A 15,983-nucleotide genomic window follows, 5' to 3' on the forward strand; every position below is an offset into this window, starting at 1 on the left:
GGCCCTGATTATTATTGTTAGTTCAATGCTTTATCGTTAGGGGCTTTGAACAGCACCTTCATCTCATCAGACAGTGAGAAATTCAGGTTAAGATTTTTCGGTGGAATTGGGTTTTTGAACCAACGGTCAAAGGACTTCTCAGCCACACCAGAGGTTTGTGCGGTTGCGATGGTTTCATCCAACAGCGTTTTAAAGGCTGGATCGTTTTTACGTAGCATGCAGCCGTAGGCTTCCTGAGATTGTGGCGTACCGACGATATCCCATTGATCTGGTTTCTTAGCTTTGGCACGTTCGCCAGCCAGCAAGGCATCATCCATCATAAAGGCGACAGCACGGCCACTTTCCAGGGTACGGAAAGAATCGCCGTGGTCTTTGGCGCTGATGATGCGCATGTTCATTTTATCTTTTTCATTCAATTTATTGAGCAGCACTTCAGAGGTGGTACCGGAGGTAACGACCACTGGTTTCCCTGCCAAATCTTTGAAATCTTTAACTTCAGAACCTTTTTTGGTCAGCAGACGCGTGCCAACAACAAAAATGGTGTTAGAGAACGCGGCTTGTTGCTGACGTTCCAGGTTGTTGGTGGTAGAACCACACTCGAAATCAAAGGTCCCGTTTTGCAGCAATGGAATACGGTTCTGCGAAGTGATGGGGATCAGTTTTACCTGGAGGTCTGGGGCATTGAGTTTTTTCTTGATCGCATCGACGATCAGATTGGAATAATCTTGTGAATAACCCACGACTTTCTGCTGGTTATCGTAGTAAGAGAATGGAACGGAAGACTCACGGTGACCGACGACGATAACGCCGTTATCTTTGATCTTCTTCAGTGTGTCAACCGAAGCATCTGGTTTTGCTGCATCTTCTGCATGGGCAACACCACTTGCCATCCCAGCTAACAGTAGCGCTAACGCCAATTTACGCATATGCATGTCCAACTCCTTTGATGTTGTTTTTTACTTAATGTTTTCTGACTCGATGTTGTGATACTTAAAATGTAGTCATGTGACAAACGTGAAATGCCAAAAACTGTCTTATTTTGTTGCGCTTGCATAACCACAGATATTTGTTGGTTAACAGGCTATTTTCATTGTTACTTGTATCAGATTATCTTTAAAAAATAGCTAATTGTTATGCAAATGATGAATAAATGTTTGTTTTTTGAGACGCAAATCGCACCAAAGAGAGGCAGTAAAACACTAGCGCACTAATGCGGTGCGTGGTTCGCCCCATAAATGTGCATGCCAGGAATGGCAATTCTCTCATTTGAAACAGACCGCATCTATTCAGCGGGGCCATGCCCTTTGATCACTTAATACAAAGCAGAAATTGGTAGATAGCTAACACTATTTGATTAGAAACAATGCAAGGTCTGTGCCAGTCGCGGAAAATAGCGAGGATAAATAGCCCTGTTTATCAGGGCTATGAAATATCATTCGGGGGAGGTGGGTTAATTAATCAGTCGCCGCAGGTGGCATACTATCGATTAGTTTAACTATTGGTCATTTTTATAGCAGGTTAACTTAACTGGTGATTATTGATTGCCAGATGAGCTTTAAAAACTTCCAGTGCGGTTGGCACACTTTCTTTACCGGCATGTTTCTCTGGGTTCCACAGGTCGGCAAAGGTGATTGCGCGGCCACAGTGGATAAATACCTCATCGACTTCAATGACTAACACACTGCGGGCTGGTTGGCCATTTTGGCTAAAACGCTGGCACAGTTCAGGATCGACGGAAATTTTTGCCCGGCCATTAACCCGAAAACCTTCTGTCCAGCCAGGGATCAGGAACAAGATGCCGACAAAAGGGTTATGCAACAGATTGCGGATACCATCCAGACGGTTATTGCCCGGTCGGTCTGGCAACATCAGTGTTTTACTATCCTGCACATGAATAAAACCCGGTTCGCCACCTTTAGGTGAACAGTCGACTCCGTTAGCACCCAGCGTTCCCAATACCGCGAATGGCGCGGCGGCAATCAGTTTTTTGGCATAATCATCAATATGATCAATTTGTTTCTTCAACACATTCTTATTAGGCGCGGCGTAATGTTCTCTTAATTGCGCTTCAGTTGTGAGGATAAATTCAGGTTTCAGTGACATAACGATGCTCAAGTTACGGGGTTATTTTTATCAGCTCGACATTGCTTGTCAGAGCGACAACGGGCGGCGCGGTATAGCGTCAATGTCCCCAGTATCAATGTGATAATCCACATTGGCCACGAACCAAACCGGGCATAAGGGGTAATACCGGTGGTGGGTGTGACCTTAACTTCCAGCACTTGCTGAGTAAATTGTGGAATTTGCGCCAGGACTTCACCGCTTGGTCCAACTGCAGCCGTAATGCCATTATTGGTACTGCGCAACAGAGGACGACCCAATTCAAGCGCGCGCATACGTGCCATCTGGAAATGCTGCCATGGCCCGATAGAGTGACCAAACCATGCATCATTGGAGACAGTCAGCAAGAAGTTGGTATCAGGGTTGAAGTTATCCCGAACCTGTTGACCCAAGACGATTTCATAACAAATGGCGGCGGTTAGGTTAAATCCAGCCACATTAAGCTGTGGTTGCACATAGTCGCCCCGACTGAAAGATGACATCGGTAAATCAAAGAACGGTGCCAGTGGGCGCAGTAGTGTTTCCAGCGGCACAAACTCGCCAAAGGGCACCAGGTGGTGCTTGCTGTAGCGGTTGTGAGTTGGATATTGGTATGGTTCTTGATCCCCCAACACGATAATGCTGTTGAAAAAGTGGTATCCCTTACCTTCTGGGCGGCGCTGGGCATCAACAATACCGGTAATCAGGCTGCTGTGGTTTGCCCGCATCAGACCATCAACCATCGTCAGGAAGGTAGTTTGATCGGTTTCAATATCTGGGATAGCCGATTCCGGCCAAATGATAATGGGAGCTTTGCCCATAAATGGGCGCGTTTCATCGAGATAAATTTGTAATGTTTTGAGCAGGACTTTGGGATCCCACTTCATGGACTGAGCAATATTACCTTGCACCATCGCGATATTAACTGCGCGTTCTGGCTCCGGTGTGAACCAATGCAACTGGCGCAGCGGCCAGGGTAACAATAACATTGCTATGGCAATTATTGCCGCGGTGACACGGCGTTGATAGCAAGCGTACACCAGTAACCCACTGATGGACATCAGCATAAAGGTGATGCCATCGACACCGAGAATCGGCGCAATACCGCGCAGTGGGCCGTTTATTTGGCTGTAGCCGAATTGCAGCCACGGGAAGCCAGTTAATACCCAGCCGCGCAAGAACTCAGTTAACTGCCACACCACAGGTGCTGCAATAGCCAGTCGCCACCAGGTTGTTTTAGGGCATACACGGGCTAACACACCGGCAAATAGCATGGTGTAGAGCGAGAGATAGGCCGCCAGTAACACCACCAGGAAGATATTGATGGCCGTTGGCATGCCGCCGAATTCGGAGATGCTGACATAGACCCAGTTAATACCTGTGCCAAACAGCCCCATACCCCAACAAAAGCCGATAAATGCGGCTTGTTTAGTGGTGCGATTCAAGGTCAGGCTGAGTAAGCCAAACAGCGAAACAATGGCCGCAGGCCAACTATCAAATGGAGAATAGGCCAGCGTACCGCTGGCGCCAAAAAATAGCGCCAGTAGGGCGCGAACCCACTGGCGTTGAAGGTATGAAGCGATAGACATCGAGGATTTATTCTTCCAGTTTGGGTTGCGGAGCATCATCCGGGATTTTCACATGAACCTGAATAATACGTCGGCTATCCGCCATGGCAACTTTAAATAAGTAACCTTGAATTTCAATGGTTTCACCGCGAGCAGGTAAATGACCAAACGCCTGCATCACCAAACCACCGATAGTGTCCACTTCATCGTCGCTGAAATGGGTGTTGAAGACTTCATTGAAATCTTCAATGGGTGTCAGCGCACGAATAGTGTATGTGTGCCGACTGAGTTGACGAACATCTCTGTCTTCTTCATCGTCATACTCATCTTCAATTTCGCCAACGATCAGCTCAAGAATATCTTCAATGGTTACCAGGCCAGAAACACCACCAAACTCATCAATGACAATTGCCATGTGATAGCGCTGGGAGCGGAACTCTTTCAGCATCCGATCGACACGCTTACTTTCTGGCACAACAACCGCCGTCCGTAAGACTTTATCAATGCTGAACGGCTCAGAATCTGTGCGCATAAACGGCAGCAAATCCTTAGCCATCAGAATGCCTTCAATGTGATCTTTATCTTCACTGATCACCGGAAAGCGGGAGTGAGCTGATTCAATAATGACATCCAGACACTCATCCAGCGTTTGATTACGCTTTAATGTAACCATCTGAGAGCGGGGGATCATGATGTCCCGTACGCGCTGTTCGGCGATATCCATCACCCCTTCCAGCATGTCGCGGGTATCGGGATCGATCAGATCGTTTTGCTCAGAATCACGGATAAGCTCGACCAGATCGCCACGGTTCTTGGGTTCGCCGTGGAATAACTGGTTAAGGATGAGAGTAAAGAACCCTTTCTTGGGACTGGGGCTATCATTGTTTTGTGAGTGGTCGTCGCTCATGGCGTTTTAGTTAAGTTTACCCATGTAAGATTATATTTTATCGGCAGTGGTAAACACACACTGCCGACAGCTTTACCCCGACTAACTGGGGTATACACCCAGTATAACGGGGTTACTCGGGGTCTTTCTCTGAAATATACGGGTCTGGGTAGCCCAAACTTTGCATTATTTCAGTTTCAATCGACTCCATTTCTTCTGCTTCATCGTCAACGATGTGGTCATACCCTAGCAGATGCAGACTGCCGTGAACAACCATATGCGCCCAATGAGCCAATAGTGCTTTCTCTTGCTCTGCCGCTTCTTGTTCAACTACCTGACGGCAAATGATCAAATCACCCAGTAGTGGCAGCTCAATCTCAGGTGGGGCCTCAAATGGAAAAGACAAGACATTGGTCGGTTTATCTTTACCGCGATAGGTGAGATTCAGCTCATGGCTTTCTGCTTCATCAACCACACGGATAGTGACTTCAGAGACTTCCTGAAATTGAGGTAATACGGCTTCCAGCCAATGCTGAAAATCTGCTTCGGTCGGTAAACCCTGGCTGTCAGCGCAGGCAATTTGTAGATCGAGAATAACCTGGCTCACGGAGCCTCCTGCTCAGACGGGGTGTGAGTTTCCCGCTTACGTTGTTCGGCGATGGCATCTTTACGTTTTTGTTCGGCAGCTTCCCAGGCTTCATAAGCAATGACCACTTGGGCGACGACGGGGTGGCGCACCACATCTTCGCTATGGAAGAAGTTAAAGCTCAGCTCTTCTACCCCGGATAATACTTCAATGGCATGGCTTAAGCCGGACTTCTGATGGCGTGGCAAGTCAGTTTGCGTGACATCACCGGTAATTACCGCTTTAGAGTTGAAGCCCATGCGGGTCAGGAACATTTTCATCTGTTCGATGGTGGTGTTCTGGCTTTCATCTAAAATGATAAACGCATCATTCAGTGTGCGGCCGCGCATATACGCCAGCGGAGCTACTTCAATCACATTGCGCTCAATCAGTTTCTCCACTCGCTCAAAGCCCAGCATTTCAAACAGAGCATCATAGAGTGGGCGCAAGTAAGGATCGACTTTTTGGCTGAGATCACCGGGTAAGAAGCCCAGTTTCTCACCGGCTTCAACCGCCGGGCGGGTTAGTAAAATGCGCCGTACGTTTTGGCGCTCCAGAGCATCCACTGCTGCGGCAACGGCCAGATAGGTCTTACCCGTACCGGCTGGCCCAATCCCGAAAGTAATATCATGATCGAGAATATTAGCAATGTATTGTGCCTGATTGGGTGTGCGAGGCTTGACCATCCCGCGCTTGGTGCGAATGTTTACGGCTTTGCCGTAATCCGGCACACTCTCAGCGGTTTGTTCTAACACGCGACTTTCTTTCACCGCGAGGTGAATAGCTTCGGGATCGATATCGGGGATGACACCACGGATAGGGGCCGTATCAACATACAGATGGCGCAGGATATCTGCCGCTGCAACCACGCAGATATTCTTACCGACTAACTTGAAACGATTATCACGACGATTAATTTCAATACCTAACCGGCGTTCCAACTGTTTGATGTTGTCATCAAAAGGACCGCATAAACTCAGCAGACGCTGATTATCGGCGGGTTCCAGCAAGATTTCTTGTGTCACTACGTGCAAACTGTTTCTCTGAGTCACTGCGTTCCTCTGGGTCACTAAGGGCCGGTTTATTTGAAGCCTGACTGTCGCTCCCATTACTGGGGGATAATATTCACTGATGTAACGTCAATCATACATGTCATCTGCGAATTATTCATGGTGCACCGTGTGGACGCAAGTGTGCGGCTTATGAATCTGTGCCTTCGGACCCTATTCAAATAGCGGCCAGCAGATGGTGCAACTTAAAAAATCCGAATCTGCGTAACGTTCCGCTAAAATAAAACAGGCACTGACAATGCAGCGCCTGCTGGTGCGGATTGGCTCGTAAAATTGCAATCAAGGTTGATACAGGCCGACACCTAACTCATTTTCTTTACGGGTACGGGCAATCACTGATTGCGGCGACTCATGAATTCGCAAATCCATCTGATCTTCGGTGCGCAGCACAATGCCACGGAGTGAACTGGCATAAACATCAACGATTTCAACATCGACAAACTTACCGATCATCTCTGGTGTGCCTTCAAAGTTCACCACACGGTTGTTTTCAGTGCGCCCCGCCAATTCCATCACACTCTTACGGGATGTACCTTCCACCAGAATACGTTGCACGGTACCGACCATCTCGCGGCTGATTTCCATAGCTTGTTGAGCAATGCGCTCTTGCAAGATGTGCAACCGCTGTTTTTTCTCCTCTTCGGATACATCGTCCGGCAGGTCAGCCGCCGGTGTGCCGGGGCGTGGCGAGTAAATAAAGCTGTAACTGGTATCAAAACGGACATCTGCCACCAGTTTCATGGTTTGCTCAAAATCTTGCTGAGTTTCACCGGGGAAACCGATAATAAAATCAGAACTAATCTGGATATCAGGCCGAGCCTGACGCAATTTACGGATGATAGCTTTGTATTCCAGTGCGGTATGCGCCCGCTTCATCATGGTCAAAATGCGGTCAGAGCCACTTTGTACCGGCAAATGCAGGAAACTCACCAGTTCGGGAGTATCCCGATAAACGTCAATAATATCATCAGTAAACTCAATCGGATGGCTGGTGGTAAAGCGCACTCTATCGATACCATCAATGGCAGCAACCAGCCGCAATAGCTCGGCAAAACTACAGATATCACCATCATAAGTGGCACCACGATATGCATTGACATTCTGGCCGAGCAAGTTCACTTCCCGCACACCTTGGGCGGCTAACTGTGCGATTTCAAACAAGATATCGTCACTTGGTCGACTGACTTCCTCGCCACGGGTATAAGGTACGACACAGAATGTGCAGTATTTATTGCAACCTTCCATAATGGAGACAAATGCTGTCGGCCCTTCAGCACGAGGTTCTGGCAGGCGGTCAAATTTTTCAATTTCTGGGAAACTGATATCCACCACCGGGCTGTGTGTGCCTTGCACGTGATTAATCATTTCCGGCAAACGATGCAGGGTTTGCGGACCGAAAATGACATCAACACAAGGAGCACGTTGGCGCAGATGCTCACCTTCCTGAGATGCCACACAACCACCCACACCAATAATGAGTTCTGGATTTTTCTCTTTCAGCAGTTTCCAGTGCCCAAGCAGGCTGAATACTTTTTCTTGTGCTTTTTCGCGGATTGAGCAGGTATTGAGCAGCAGTAAATCCGCCTCTTCGGGGATTTCTGTCAACTGATAGCCATGGGTGCTGGCCAACAAATCGGCCATTTTAGATGAATCGTATTCATTCATCTGGCAGCCCCAGGTTTTGATGTGTAGTTTTTTAGTCATTGCCTATCTACCGCCAAAAAATTCATCATAAAAGTCACATCGCACGGCGCAATGCTCTGTGCAGTGCTCCGTCATCGAATAGTGGGTAGCACAAAGGCCCCGTGGTTATAGGGCTATTGTAGTCATTTGCCGTTGCGATGACCACCGCATAACGGCTTACTTGTCCTGTGGAGTCATGAAAAATCCGGTACACTGTCTGCCGACAAAATACAGGTGTTATTTTAACTTCTAAGAATGGCCAAAATGGATAAATCGCAACCAAATTATGATGTTGTGGTCGTGGGCGGAGGCATGGTAGGTGCCGCTGCCGCGCTTGGACTGGCACAAACTGGCTGGTCAGTGGCGTTACTGGAACATGAGGCTCCGCAGCCGTTTGAGGCTGAAAGTGTGCCGGACTTACGGGTTTCCGCGATTGGATGCACCTCGGTGTCCTTGCTGAAACAGCTCGGCGTCTGGCCGCAAGTGCAACAGATGCGCTATGCACCTTATCGTCGATTGGAAACATGGGAACAGCCGGGTTCTCAAGTAGTTTTTGATGCGGCGTCGCTGTCATTGCCTGAACTGGGCTTTATGGTCGAGAACCGGGTTTTGCAGTTGGCGCTATGGCAACAGATGGCAACATGCCCTAATTTGACGTTACTGTGCCCGTCACGGCTGCAAACCATGGTCAGAGTAGATGACTATTGGAAAATCACGTTAGATGCACAGCGAGAGATACAGAGCCATTTAGTGATAGGTGCAGATGGAGCTAATTCTCTGGTACGCCGTTTAGCTGGGATTGGCACTAGCGGTTGGCAATATCGCCAGTCCTGTATGTTAATTACCGTCGAGACCGACACTGCGCAGCAAGATACCACCTGGCAGCAGTTTTTCCCTTCAGGCCCAAGAGCGTTCCTGCCATTATTTGATCACTGGGCATCATTGGTTTGGTACGACAGCCCTCAGCGTATCCGTCAGCTTCAGGCGTTGCCGCTGGCACAATTGAATCAAGAGATTGCCGCGGCTTTCCCATCCCGTTTGGGAGCTGTCAACGCCATTGCTGCAGGTTCTTTCCCTTTGGTTCGCCGCCATGCGCAGCAATATGTGCAGCCGGGGTTAGTATTACTGGGCGATGCGGCGCATACCATCAACCCATTGGCGGGGCAGGGAGTTAACTTGGGATATCGCGATGTTGATGCGTTGCTGGAGGTATTAAACCAAGCGCGGGAACAGGCTGAATCCTGGCATAGCGAGCAGGTATTGCAGCGTTATCAGCGCCGCCGCCGTACCGATAATTTGATTATGCAAAGTGGAATGGATGTGTTTTACACCGCGTTCAGTAATGACTTACCTGCGGTAAAATTTGTGCGTAATTTGGCGCTGATGGCGGCTCAACGTGCGGGGAAACTCAAAGAGCATGCATTGAAGTATGCACTAGGATTGTAGATATTTTTATCACTTGTCGCCAGAAGCGTTGTTTTCTGGCGGCGGCGGGCGCGGTTCTTGCTAAGCAAAACTCAAATTTTATCGCGGCGAAAAAATCTCATTACAGCGAAAAAACAAAATATAGAAAAGCAAAAAGCCCGCCGAAGCGAGCTTTTCTAAATTTGGCTGGGGTACGAGGATTCGAACCTCGGAATGCTGGAATCAGAATCCAGTGCCTTACCGCTTGGCGATACCCCAAAAGATGGTGGCTACGACGGGAATCGAACCTGTGACCCCAGCATTATGAGTGCTGTGCTCTAACCAGCTGAGCTACGTAGCCATCTTAAAATCTTTAACCTTGAGAAATTGTATGGCTGGGATACCAGGATTCGAACCTGGGAATGCCAGGATCAAAACCTGGTGCCTTACCGCTTGGCGATATCCCAACTGAAATACAATTCTTTTTACTGACTTAGCACAACTGGTGTCTAACAGTGTTTGTGTTTAACGACAAACCATTTCAGAAAAATGGCTGGGATACCAGGATTCGAACCTGGGAATGCCAGGATCAAAACCTGGTGCCTTACCGCTTGGCGATATCCCATCTACTGTGACAACCGATGAAAATGGTGCGGGAGGCGAGACTTGAACTCGCACACCTTGCGGCGCTAGAACCTAAATCTAGTGCGTCTACCAATTTCGCCACTCCCGCATACATGAAAAAAGATGGTGGCTACGACGGGAATCGAACCTGTGACCCCAGCATTATGAGTGCTGTGCTCTAACCAGCTGAGCTACGTAGCCATCTTTTTTCTGCACAACCTTCATCGGCGTTGCGGGGCGCATTATGCGTATATGGCCGATTTGCGTCAACTAATTTTTTCCCAAAAAAGCGTTGAAGGGGTTCGTTTGTTTGGCTTGTGAACAGTCTGGTGATTAAAGCAGCACTTATGATGATTAATTGTTGAATTTGCCAACAAAAAACAAGGCCACCCGAGGGCGGCCTTCAGACTGCTGACAAACCCTAAGGACTCGATCTGGCAAGGTGAAGGTAGGCAGAAGAGTAAAGCGTCCGCGCCAGGGAAGGCGCGGCTCGAACCCCCAGGGATGGGTTTACGGCGTCTTTACGATCTGCCTGTTTTCACCACTACAGGCACTTTGTCATTAAGTTGAGGCCACCGAAGGCGGCCTTGAGAGCTGAATAGTTGATGCAGTTAGGGTGGACTTACCCTCAGCTACCACGTCAGTTATTTATAAGCATCCTGATGCACGCCTACAGCGCGACCTGAAGGGTCATCCATGCTTTTGAATGATTCATCCCATTCAATGGCTTTAGCCGATGAACATGCTACTGAAGGGCCGCCAGGGACACATTCCGCTGCACTTGGCAGTGGGAATAGCTCTTCAAAAATTTCACGATACAGATAACCTTCTTTGGAGGAAGGGGTGTTATACGGGAAACGGAAGTGCGCAGTTTCCATTTGTTGATCAGTGACTTGCTCGGCAGCTTTCTCTTTTAATGTATCAATCCAGCTGTAACCCACACCATCGGAGAATTGTTCTTTCTGACGCCATGCGACGCTATGTGGCAGGTAGGATTCAAAACATTCACGCAGGACATGTTTTTCCATTTTGCCATTGCCGCACATTTTATCCTGCGGGTTAATTCGCATCGCCACATCAAGGAAGTTTTTATCCAGGAAGGGTACTCGCGCTTCCACACCCCAGGCAGACATCGCTTTGTTGGCACGAGCGCAGTCATACATATGCAGGGCTAACAGTTTGCGCACGGTTTCTTCATGCAATTCTTTGGCATTTGGCGCTTTGTGGAAATAGAGGTAACCGCCAAATACTTCGTCAGAACCTTCACCAGATAGCACCATTTTGATACCCATCGCCTTGATTTTACGTGACATCAAGTACATTGGTGTCGAAGCGCGGATAGTAGTGACATCATAAGTTTCAATGTGATAAATCACATCCCGAATGGCATCCAAACCTTCCTGCACGGTGAAGTGAATTTCATGATGCACGGTACCCAAATGGTTGGCGACCTCTTGCGCGGCGCGCAAATCAGGTGACCCGACCAAACCCACGGCGAAGGAGTGCAGTTGTGGCCACCAGGCTTCACTGCGTTCATCATCTTCTACGCGACGAGCCGCAAATTTTTTGGTGATAGCCGAAATAACCGAGGAATCCAGACCGCCAGAGAGCAGCACGCCATAAGGAACGTCGGACATCAAATGACTTTTAACCGCATCTTCTAACGCATTTGCCAGTTCAACTTTATTGGTGACATTGTTTTTGACATTATCGAAATCAAACCAGTCGCGATGATAATACTCGCGGATTTCTCCATCCTGACTCCACAGATAGCTTCCGGCTGGGAATTCTTTGATGGTACGGCAAACCGGAACCAAGGCTTTCATTTCTGAAGCCACAAACATATTACCGTGCTCGTCGTGGCCCATGTACAGCGGGATAATACCCAGATGGTCACGCCCAATCAGATAAGCATCTTTTTCCGTATCATACAGAACGAAAGCGAACATACCTTGCAGATCGTCAAGGAATTCAGGCCCTTTCTCCTGATACAGCGCCAGAATGACTTCACAGTCAGAGCCGGTCTGGAATTCATAACGGTCGCCGTATTGCTGGCGTAATGCCTGATGATTATAAATTTCACCATTGACCGCCAGAATATGTGTGTGCGCCGCGTTAAACAGGGGCTGTGCACCGGTATTGACATCAACAATAGATAAGCGTTCATGGGCGAGTATGGCTTTATCATTTGCCCACACACCTGACCAGTCCGGGCCGCGGTGGCGCATTAAACGTGACATTTCCAGCGCTTTTTTGCGTAACTCAATGGGGTCAGTTTTAAGGTCGAGGACCCCGAAAATAGAACACATAGTAATCTCCCTAACTTCTCTGCTTTGGCGGTGATGATGTTGAGTTTGAGTCGTTCATCGCTGGAACTGTTTTTCATGCACTTGCTTTTGATTGATGCAAGCTGTGCCCCATGACGATGCATTCATCCGAATAATTTGTAGAAAGTAATGCAAAAAACACGCCAATTTAGTGCGATATAGATTTGTCGCTATAGCTGGCATGGCGGCTTCAAGGACAAAGTGTATAGAAAGAAAATGCGCCAAAATGGGGAGAATTAGCAAGAAACTTTGGTGCACCGCACTAAAAAAGGGCGCAGTGCTAAAAAAGGGGTATCACAAAAGGTGGGATGGCGGCCGGAACCGCCAACGAGAAATTAGATGATGTCAATTTCTGCAACAGATGGGTAAAAGTAGCTTGGGCGGAAGGGCATTGCTTCAATATCTGTTAATGTCGATACGCCGGAAAGAACCAAAATAGTCTCAAGACCCGCCTGGAAACCGGCCAAAATATCGGTACGCAGATTATCACCGACAATGACGGTACTTTCCGAATGTGCCTGCATTTTATTGAGTGCAGCGCGGATAATCCACGGGCTAGGTTTGCCGACATAAAATGGTTTACGACCAGAGATTTTCTCGATAGGCGCACATAGCGCTCCACAGGCAGGCGCAAAGCCGTGGCCGTGACTATCGGGGTTAGTAGCAATAAAACGCGCACCATTGGCAACGAAATAGGCTGCTTTATGCATCATGTCCCAGTTGTATGAGCGGGTTTCACCCACAATCACAAAATCAGGATTGATATCGGTAATGGTAAAGCCAGCTTTATACAATTCGTGAACTAATGCGCCTTCACCTACCACATAAGCTTTTTTACCATCCTGGCGGCGCAGAAAATCGGCTGTTGCCATCGCCGAGGTGTAAAAAGCACTTTCTGGCACTTCCAGCCCGGCAGAACTAAAACGGTTAGCCAGATCCTGAGCGGTTTGTGACGGATAGTTGGTCAAAATAACCAGCGGCATGCCAGCTTCTTGAATTCGGGCCAGAAAAGTATCGGCGCCGGGGACGGGATGATTATCATGCAACAAAACACCATCGATATCGCAAATAACGCTTTTAATTGTCATTGTTTAAATTACTCTTTTAGCCGCAGCAATGAGTCACTATAACATGGTCGATAATGAAACTGACCCTGCCACTATCTTATGCCTGTCATCTTTCAAGATACAGGGCTGTTGGCTGCTATTACTTACCCAACACATTGAGTTATCTTTACTTATTGTGTTCATTCCGTTGCCGCCTACCTGCAACTCGAAATCTATTGGGTGAATAAATGATTAGTTTTCTAACAGGCGTTGCAATAATACACCGTTTAACATGGCGCGCTTGGCCAGTGCAAAAGCCCCAATAGCTGATTGATGATCAAGCTGCGAGGTGACCACCGGTAGATTTTGGCGGAAGTTTTTCAACACTTGGGTATTAATGCAACCTTGAATCGCGGGGAGCAATATTTTGTCGGCTTCAATGATTTCACCGGCAATAACCACCTTTTGCGGGTTGAATAAGTTGATGGCGATAGAAATGGCTTTACCCAAATAACGGCCCACATGTTCAATCACCTCAGTTGCCAGCAAATCACCTTTGTTAGCGGCTTTGCAGATAGCACTAATATGGCAATCATCCAATGTTAATTTGCTTGGATATCCCTGCGCGAGCAGGTGGCGTACGCGGTTTTCAATTGCTGCATTCGATGCGACAGTTTCCAGACAACCAAAATTACCGCAATAGCAGCGCTCACCCAATGGATCAATCTGGATATGACCGATTTCGCCTACGTTACCATTGCTGCCAAGAAATATTTGGCTGTTAACAATAATACCGGCACCGGTACCGCGATGCAGACGAACCAAAATAGAGTCTTCGCAGTCGCGAGTTGCACCAAAATAGTGCTCGGCCAGTGCCAAACTGCGAATATCGTGGCCGACAAAGCTGGTGACATTGAAACGATTTTGCAGATTTTCGACTAACGGCCAATTACTCACACTGATATGTGGCATATAGCGCACGATACCTTTGCTCGGTTCAACCAGGCCAGGGAGGATGACGGCGATAGCGATCAGTTCACGCAATTTGCGCTGATAAGCTTCGATAAACTGACTGATGGTATTAAATAATGCATGCTCGAGAGTTTCTTGCGTACGCTCTGGCAGAGAATAGTGTTCTTCGCCCAGCGATTTACCGCTCATATCAAACAGCGTAATAGTGGCATCATGGCGGCCCAAACGGACAGCAATGGTATGGAAGTGGCGATTTTCCGTCACGATAGAAATCGCGCGACGACCACCGGTGGAGGCTTGCTGATCGACTTCTTTGATCAGCCCGCGCTCCAACAGTTGACGAGTAATCTTGGTGACACTGGCGGGAGCTAGCTGGCTGAGATCGGCAATTTGAATGCGCGAAATCGGGCCTTGCTGGTCAATGAGCCGATATACCACGGCACCATTGAGTTGTTTCACAAGATCCACATTACCAATTTGTGACTGTCCGCCGGTGCTCATCAATAAAATTACTCGCTTATTTTAAAACCTCGTTACCATTAACGATGGTTTTAGTGATTTTATAATCGCGGGTAAAGGCAGTCAGGTTGGCCACTTTGCCGACTTCAATACTCCCTAACTGCTTATCCACGCCAATCGCTCGGGCCGCATAAAGTGTGGCCATACGCAATGCTTCGTCCAGCGCGATGCCCACATGCTCAACACTATTTTGGACCGCTTCTATCATGGTCAGTGCTGAACCGCTTAATGTGCCATTTTCATCCACACATAAACCATCGCGATAGTATATTGTTTTACCAGCAAAAATAAATTGATCAATTTCAGCGCCCGCTGGTGCAGTTGCATCAGTTACCAGCACTAATTTCTCACCTTTCAATCGCTTAGCATTGCGAATGTTGGCCCAATCCACATGCAAACCATCGGCAATGACACCGGTGTACACTTCCGGCGTATCAAATATTGCCCCAATCAGGCCCGGTTCGCGCCCGGAGATGTAAGGCATTGCATTATATAGGTGCGTTGCAAAGCGGATACCGGCAGCAAAACCTTGACGAGCTTGCTGATACGTCGCATTTGAATGGCCGGAGGAAACCAAAATACCGGCTTCTGTCAATTGACGAATATATTTGGCATCAACCATTTCAGGTGCCAAGGTCACTTTAGCGATCACATCGGCATTGGCACACAGATAATCAATCATTTCAGCGTCAGGTTTACGAATAAACGCCGGGTTATGAGTCCCTTTCTTCTGTGGGCTGATATAAGGCCCTTCCAGATGCAGACCCAACGCCTGATGCTGGTTTTTTTGCAGATATGAACGCATGACATTAATGCCGTGCTTCATATATTCATCACTGCAAGTAATGAGTGTCGGCAGGAAACTGGTGCAGCCGGACTTTTCATTCGCGCGCTGCATAATTTCCAGCGTTTTTTCGGAGATAGCTTCAAGTGAATCATTGAATTGCACACCACCGCAGCCATTAAGCTGAACATCAATAAAACCGGGGGCCAGGATGGCGCCACCCAAGTCGCGTACCTCAATGCCAGCCGGAAGTTCATCGGCAGGACAGATACGTTCGATCAATCCGTTAGCCACGACAACAGCGTGATTATCCAGTATTTCATGGCTGGTATAAATACGGCCGTGAGTTAAAGCGTACATCTTAACCCCCTAATA

12 protein-coding genes and 6 tRNA genes are annotated in these 15,983 nt (G+C 48.1%); 1 reads left to right on the forward strand and 17 read right to left on the reverse strand.

Going from position 1 to position 15,983, the window contains the following annotated elements; all coding sequences use genetic code 11:
- Positions 1-17: 17 nt before the first annotated feature.
- From HU019_RS00940 to miaB, 7 genes are all read right to left on the reverse strand, one after another.
- Positions 18-932 (reverse strand): amino acid ABC transporter substrate-binding protein, encoded by a 915-nt coding sequence (locus HU019_RS00940; protein WP_005167919.1) that lies wholly within the window; start codon positions 930-932, stop codon positions 18-20.
- Positions 933-1,518: 586 nt separating this feature from the next.
- Positions 1,519-2,103, reverse strand: coding sequence for an MSMEG_1061 family FMN-dependent PPOX-type flavoprotein (locus HU019_RS00945; protein WP_174848021.1), 585 nt, complete (start codon positions 2,101-2,103; stop codon positions 1,519-1,521).
- A gap of 8 nt (positions 2,104-2,111) precedes the next feature.
- Positions 2,112-3,689 (reverse strand): apolipoprotein N-acyltransferase, encoded by a 1,578-nt coding sequence (gene lnt / locus HU019_RS00950; protein WP_174848020.1) that lies wholly within the window; start codon positions 3,687-3,689, stop codon positions 2,112-2,114.
- 7 nt (positions 3,690-3,696) lie between these two features.
- A complete protein-coding gene (gene corC, locus HU019_RS00955; protein ID WP_174848019.1) occupies positions 3,697-4,575 on the reverse strand; it encodes a CNNM family magnesium/cobalt transport protein CorC in 879 nt (292 codons plus the stop codon).
- Between the two features lie 112 nt (positions 4,576-4,687).
- Complete coding sequence (gene ybeY / locus HU019_RS00960) at positions 4,688-5,161, reverse strand: rRNA maturation RNase YbeY (protein WP_174848018.1); 474 nt, start codon at positions 5,159-5,161, stop codon at positions 4,688-4,690.
- Positions 5,158-6,231, reverse strand: coding sequence for a PhoH family protein (locus HU019_RS00965; RefSeq protein WP_019081188.1), 1,074 nt, complete (start codon positions 6,229-6,231; stop codon positions 5,158-5,160). The genes ybeY and HU019_RS00965 overlap by 4 nt, the downstream gene beginning before the upstream one ends.
- A gap of 297 nt (positions 6,232-6,528) precedes the next feature.
- Complete coding sequence (gene miaB / locus HU019_RS00970; protein ID WP_174848017.1) at positions 6,529-7,953, reverse strand: tRNA (N6-isopentenyl adenosine(37)-C2)-methylthiotransferase MiaB; 1,425 nt, start codon at positions 7,951-7,953, stop codon at positions 6,529-6,531.
- 243 nt (positions 7,954-8,196) lie between these two features.
- Here miaB and ubiF point away from each other — a divergent pair, with 243 nt between their 5' ends.
- Positions 8,197-9,378 (forward strand): 3-demethoxyubiquinol 3-hydroxylase, encoded by a 1,182-nt coding sequence (gene ubiF, locus HU019_RS00975; RefSeq protein WP_174848016.1) that lies wholly within the window; start codon positions 8,197-8,199, stop codon positions 9,376-9,378.
- A 162-nt stretch (positions 9,379-9,540) separates the two neighbouring features.
- On the opposite strand, the gene HU019_RS00980 is transcribed toward ubiF, so the two are convergent.
- The 10 genes from HU019_RS00980 to nagA form a co-directional block, all read right to left on the reverse strand.
- A tRNA-Gln gene (locus HU019_RS00980) sits at positions 9,541-9,615 on the reverse strand.
- A gap of 5 nt (positions 9,616-9,620) precedes the next feature.
- Positions 9,621-9,697: transfer RNA gene (locus HU019_RS00985), tRNA-Met, on the reverse strand.
- A gap of 31 nt (positions 9,698-9,728) precedes the next feature.
- Positions 9,729-9,803 (reverse strand) — tRNA-Gln (locus tag HU019_RS00990).
- A gap of 83 nt (positions 9,804-9,886) precedes the next feature.
- Positions 9,887-9,961, reverse strand: a tRNA-Gln gene (locus tag HU019_RS00995).
- 23 nt (positions 9,962-9,984) lie between these two features.
- Positions 9,985-10,069, reverse strand: a tRNA-Leu gene (locus tag HU019_RS01000).
- A gap of 15 nt (positions 10,070-10,084) precedes the next feature.
- A tRNA-Met gene (locus tag HU019_RS01005) sits at positions 10,085-10,161 on the reverse strand.
- A gap of 443 nt (positions 10,162-10,604) precedes the next feature.
- Entirely contained in the window at positions 10,605-12,269 is a 1,665-nt protein-coding gene (gene asnB / locus HU019_RS01010; RefSeq protein ID WP_174848015.1) for an asparagine synthase B, read from the reverse strand.
- 353 nt (positions 12,270-12,622) lie between these two features.
- Positions 12,623-13,375 (reverse strand): HAD-IIA family hydrolase, encoded by a 753-nt coding sequence (locus HU019_RS01015; protein WP_174848014.1) that lies wholly within the window; start codon positions 13,373-13,375, stop codon positions 12,623-12,625.
- A 210-nt stretch (positions 13,376-13,585) separates the two neighbouring features.
- Positions 13,586-14,806 (reverse strand): DNA-binding transcriptional regulator NagC, encoded by a 1,221-nt coding sequence (gene nagC, locus HU019_RS01020; RefSeq protein WP_174848013.1) that lies wholly within the window; start codon positions 14,804-14,806, stop codon positions 13,586-13,588.
- Positions 14,807-14,822: 16 nt separating this feature from the next.
- Positions 14,823-15,968 (reverse strand): N-acetylglucosamine-6-phosphate deacetylase, encoded by a 1,146-nt coding sequence (gene nagA, locus HU019_RS01025; RefSeq protein ID WP_174848012.1) that lies wholly within the window; start codon positions 15,966-15,968, stop codon positions 14,823-14,825.
- Positions 15,969-15,983: the final 15 nt, after the last annotated feature.

It is taken from the genome of Yersinia artesiana, assembly GCF_902726545.1.
Taxonomy (GTDB): Bacteria; Pseudomonadota; Gammaproteobacteria; order Enterobacterales; family Enterobacteriaceae; genus Yersinia; species Yersinia artesiana.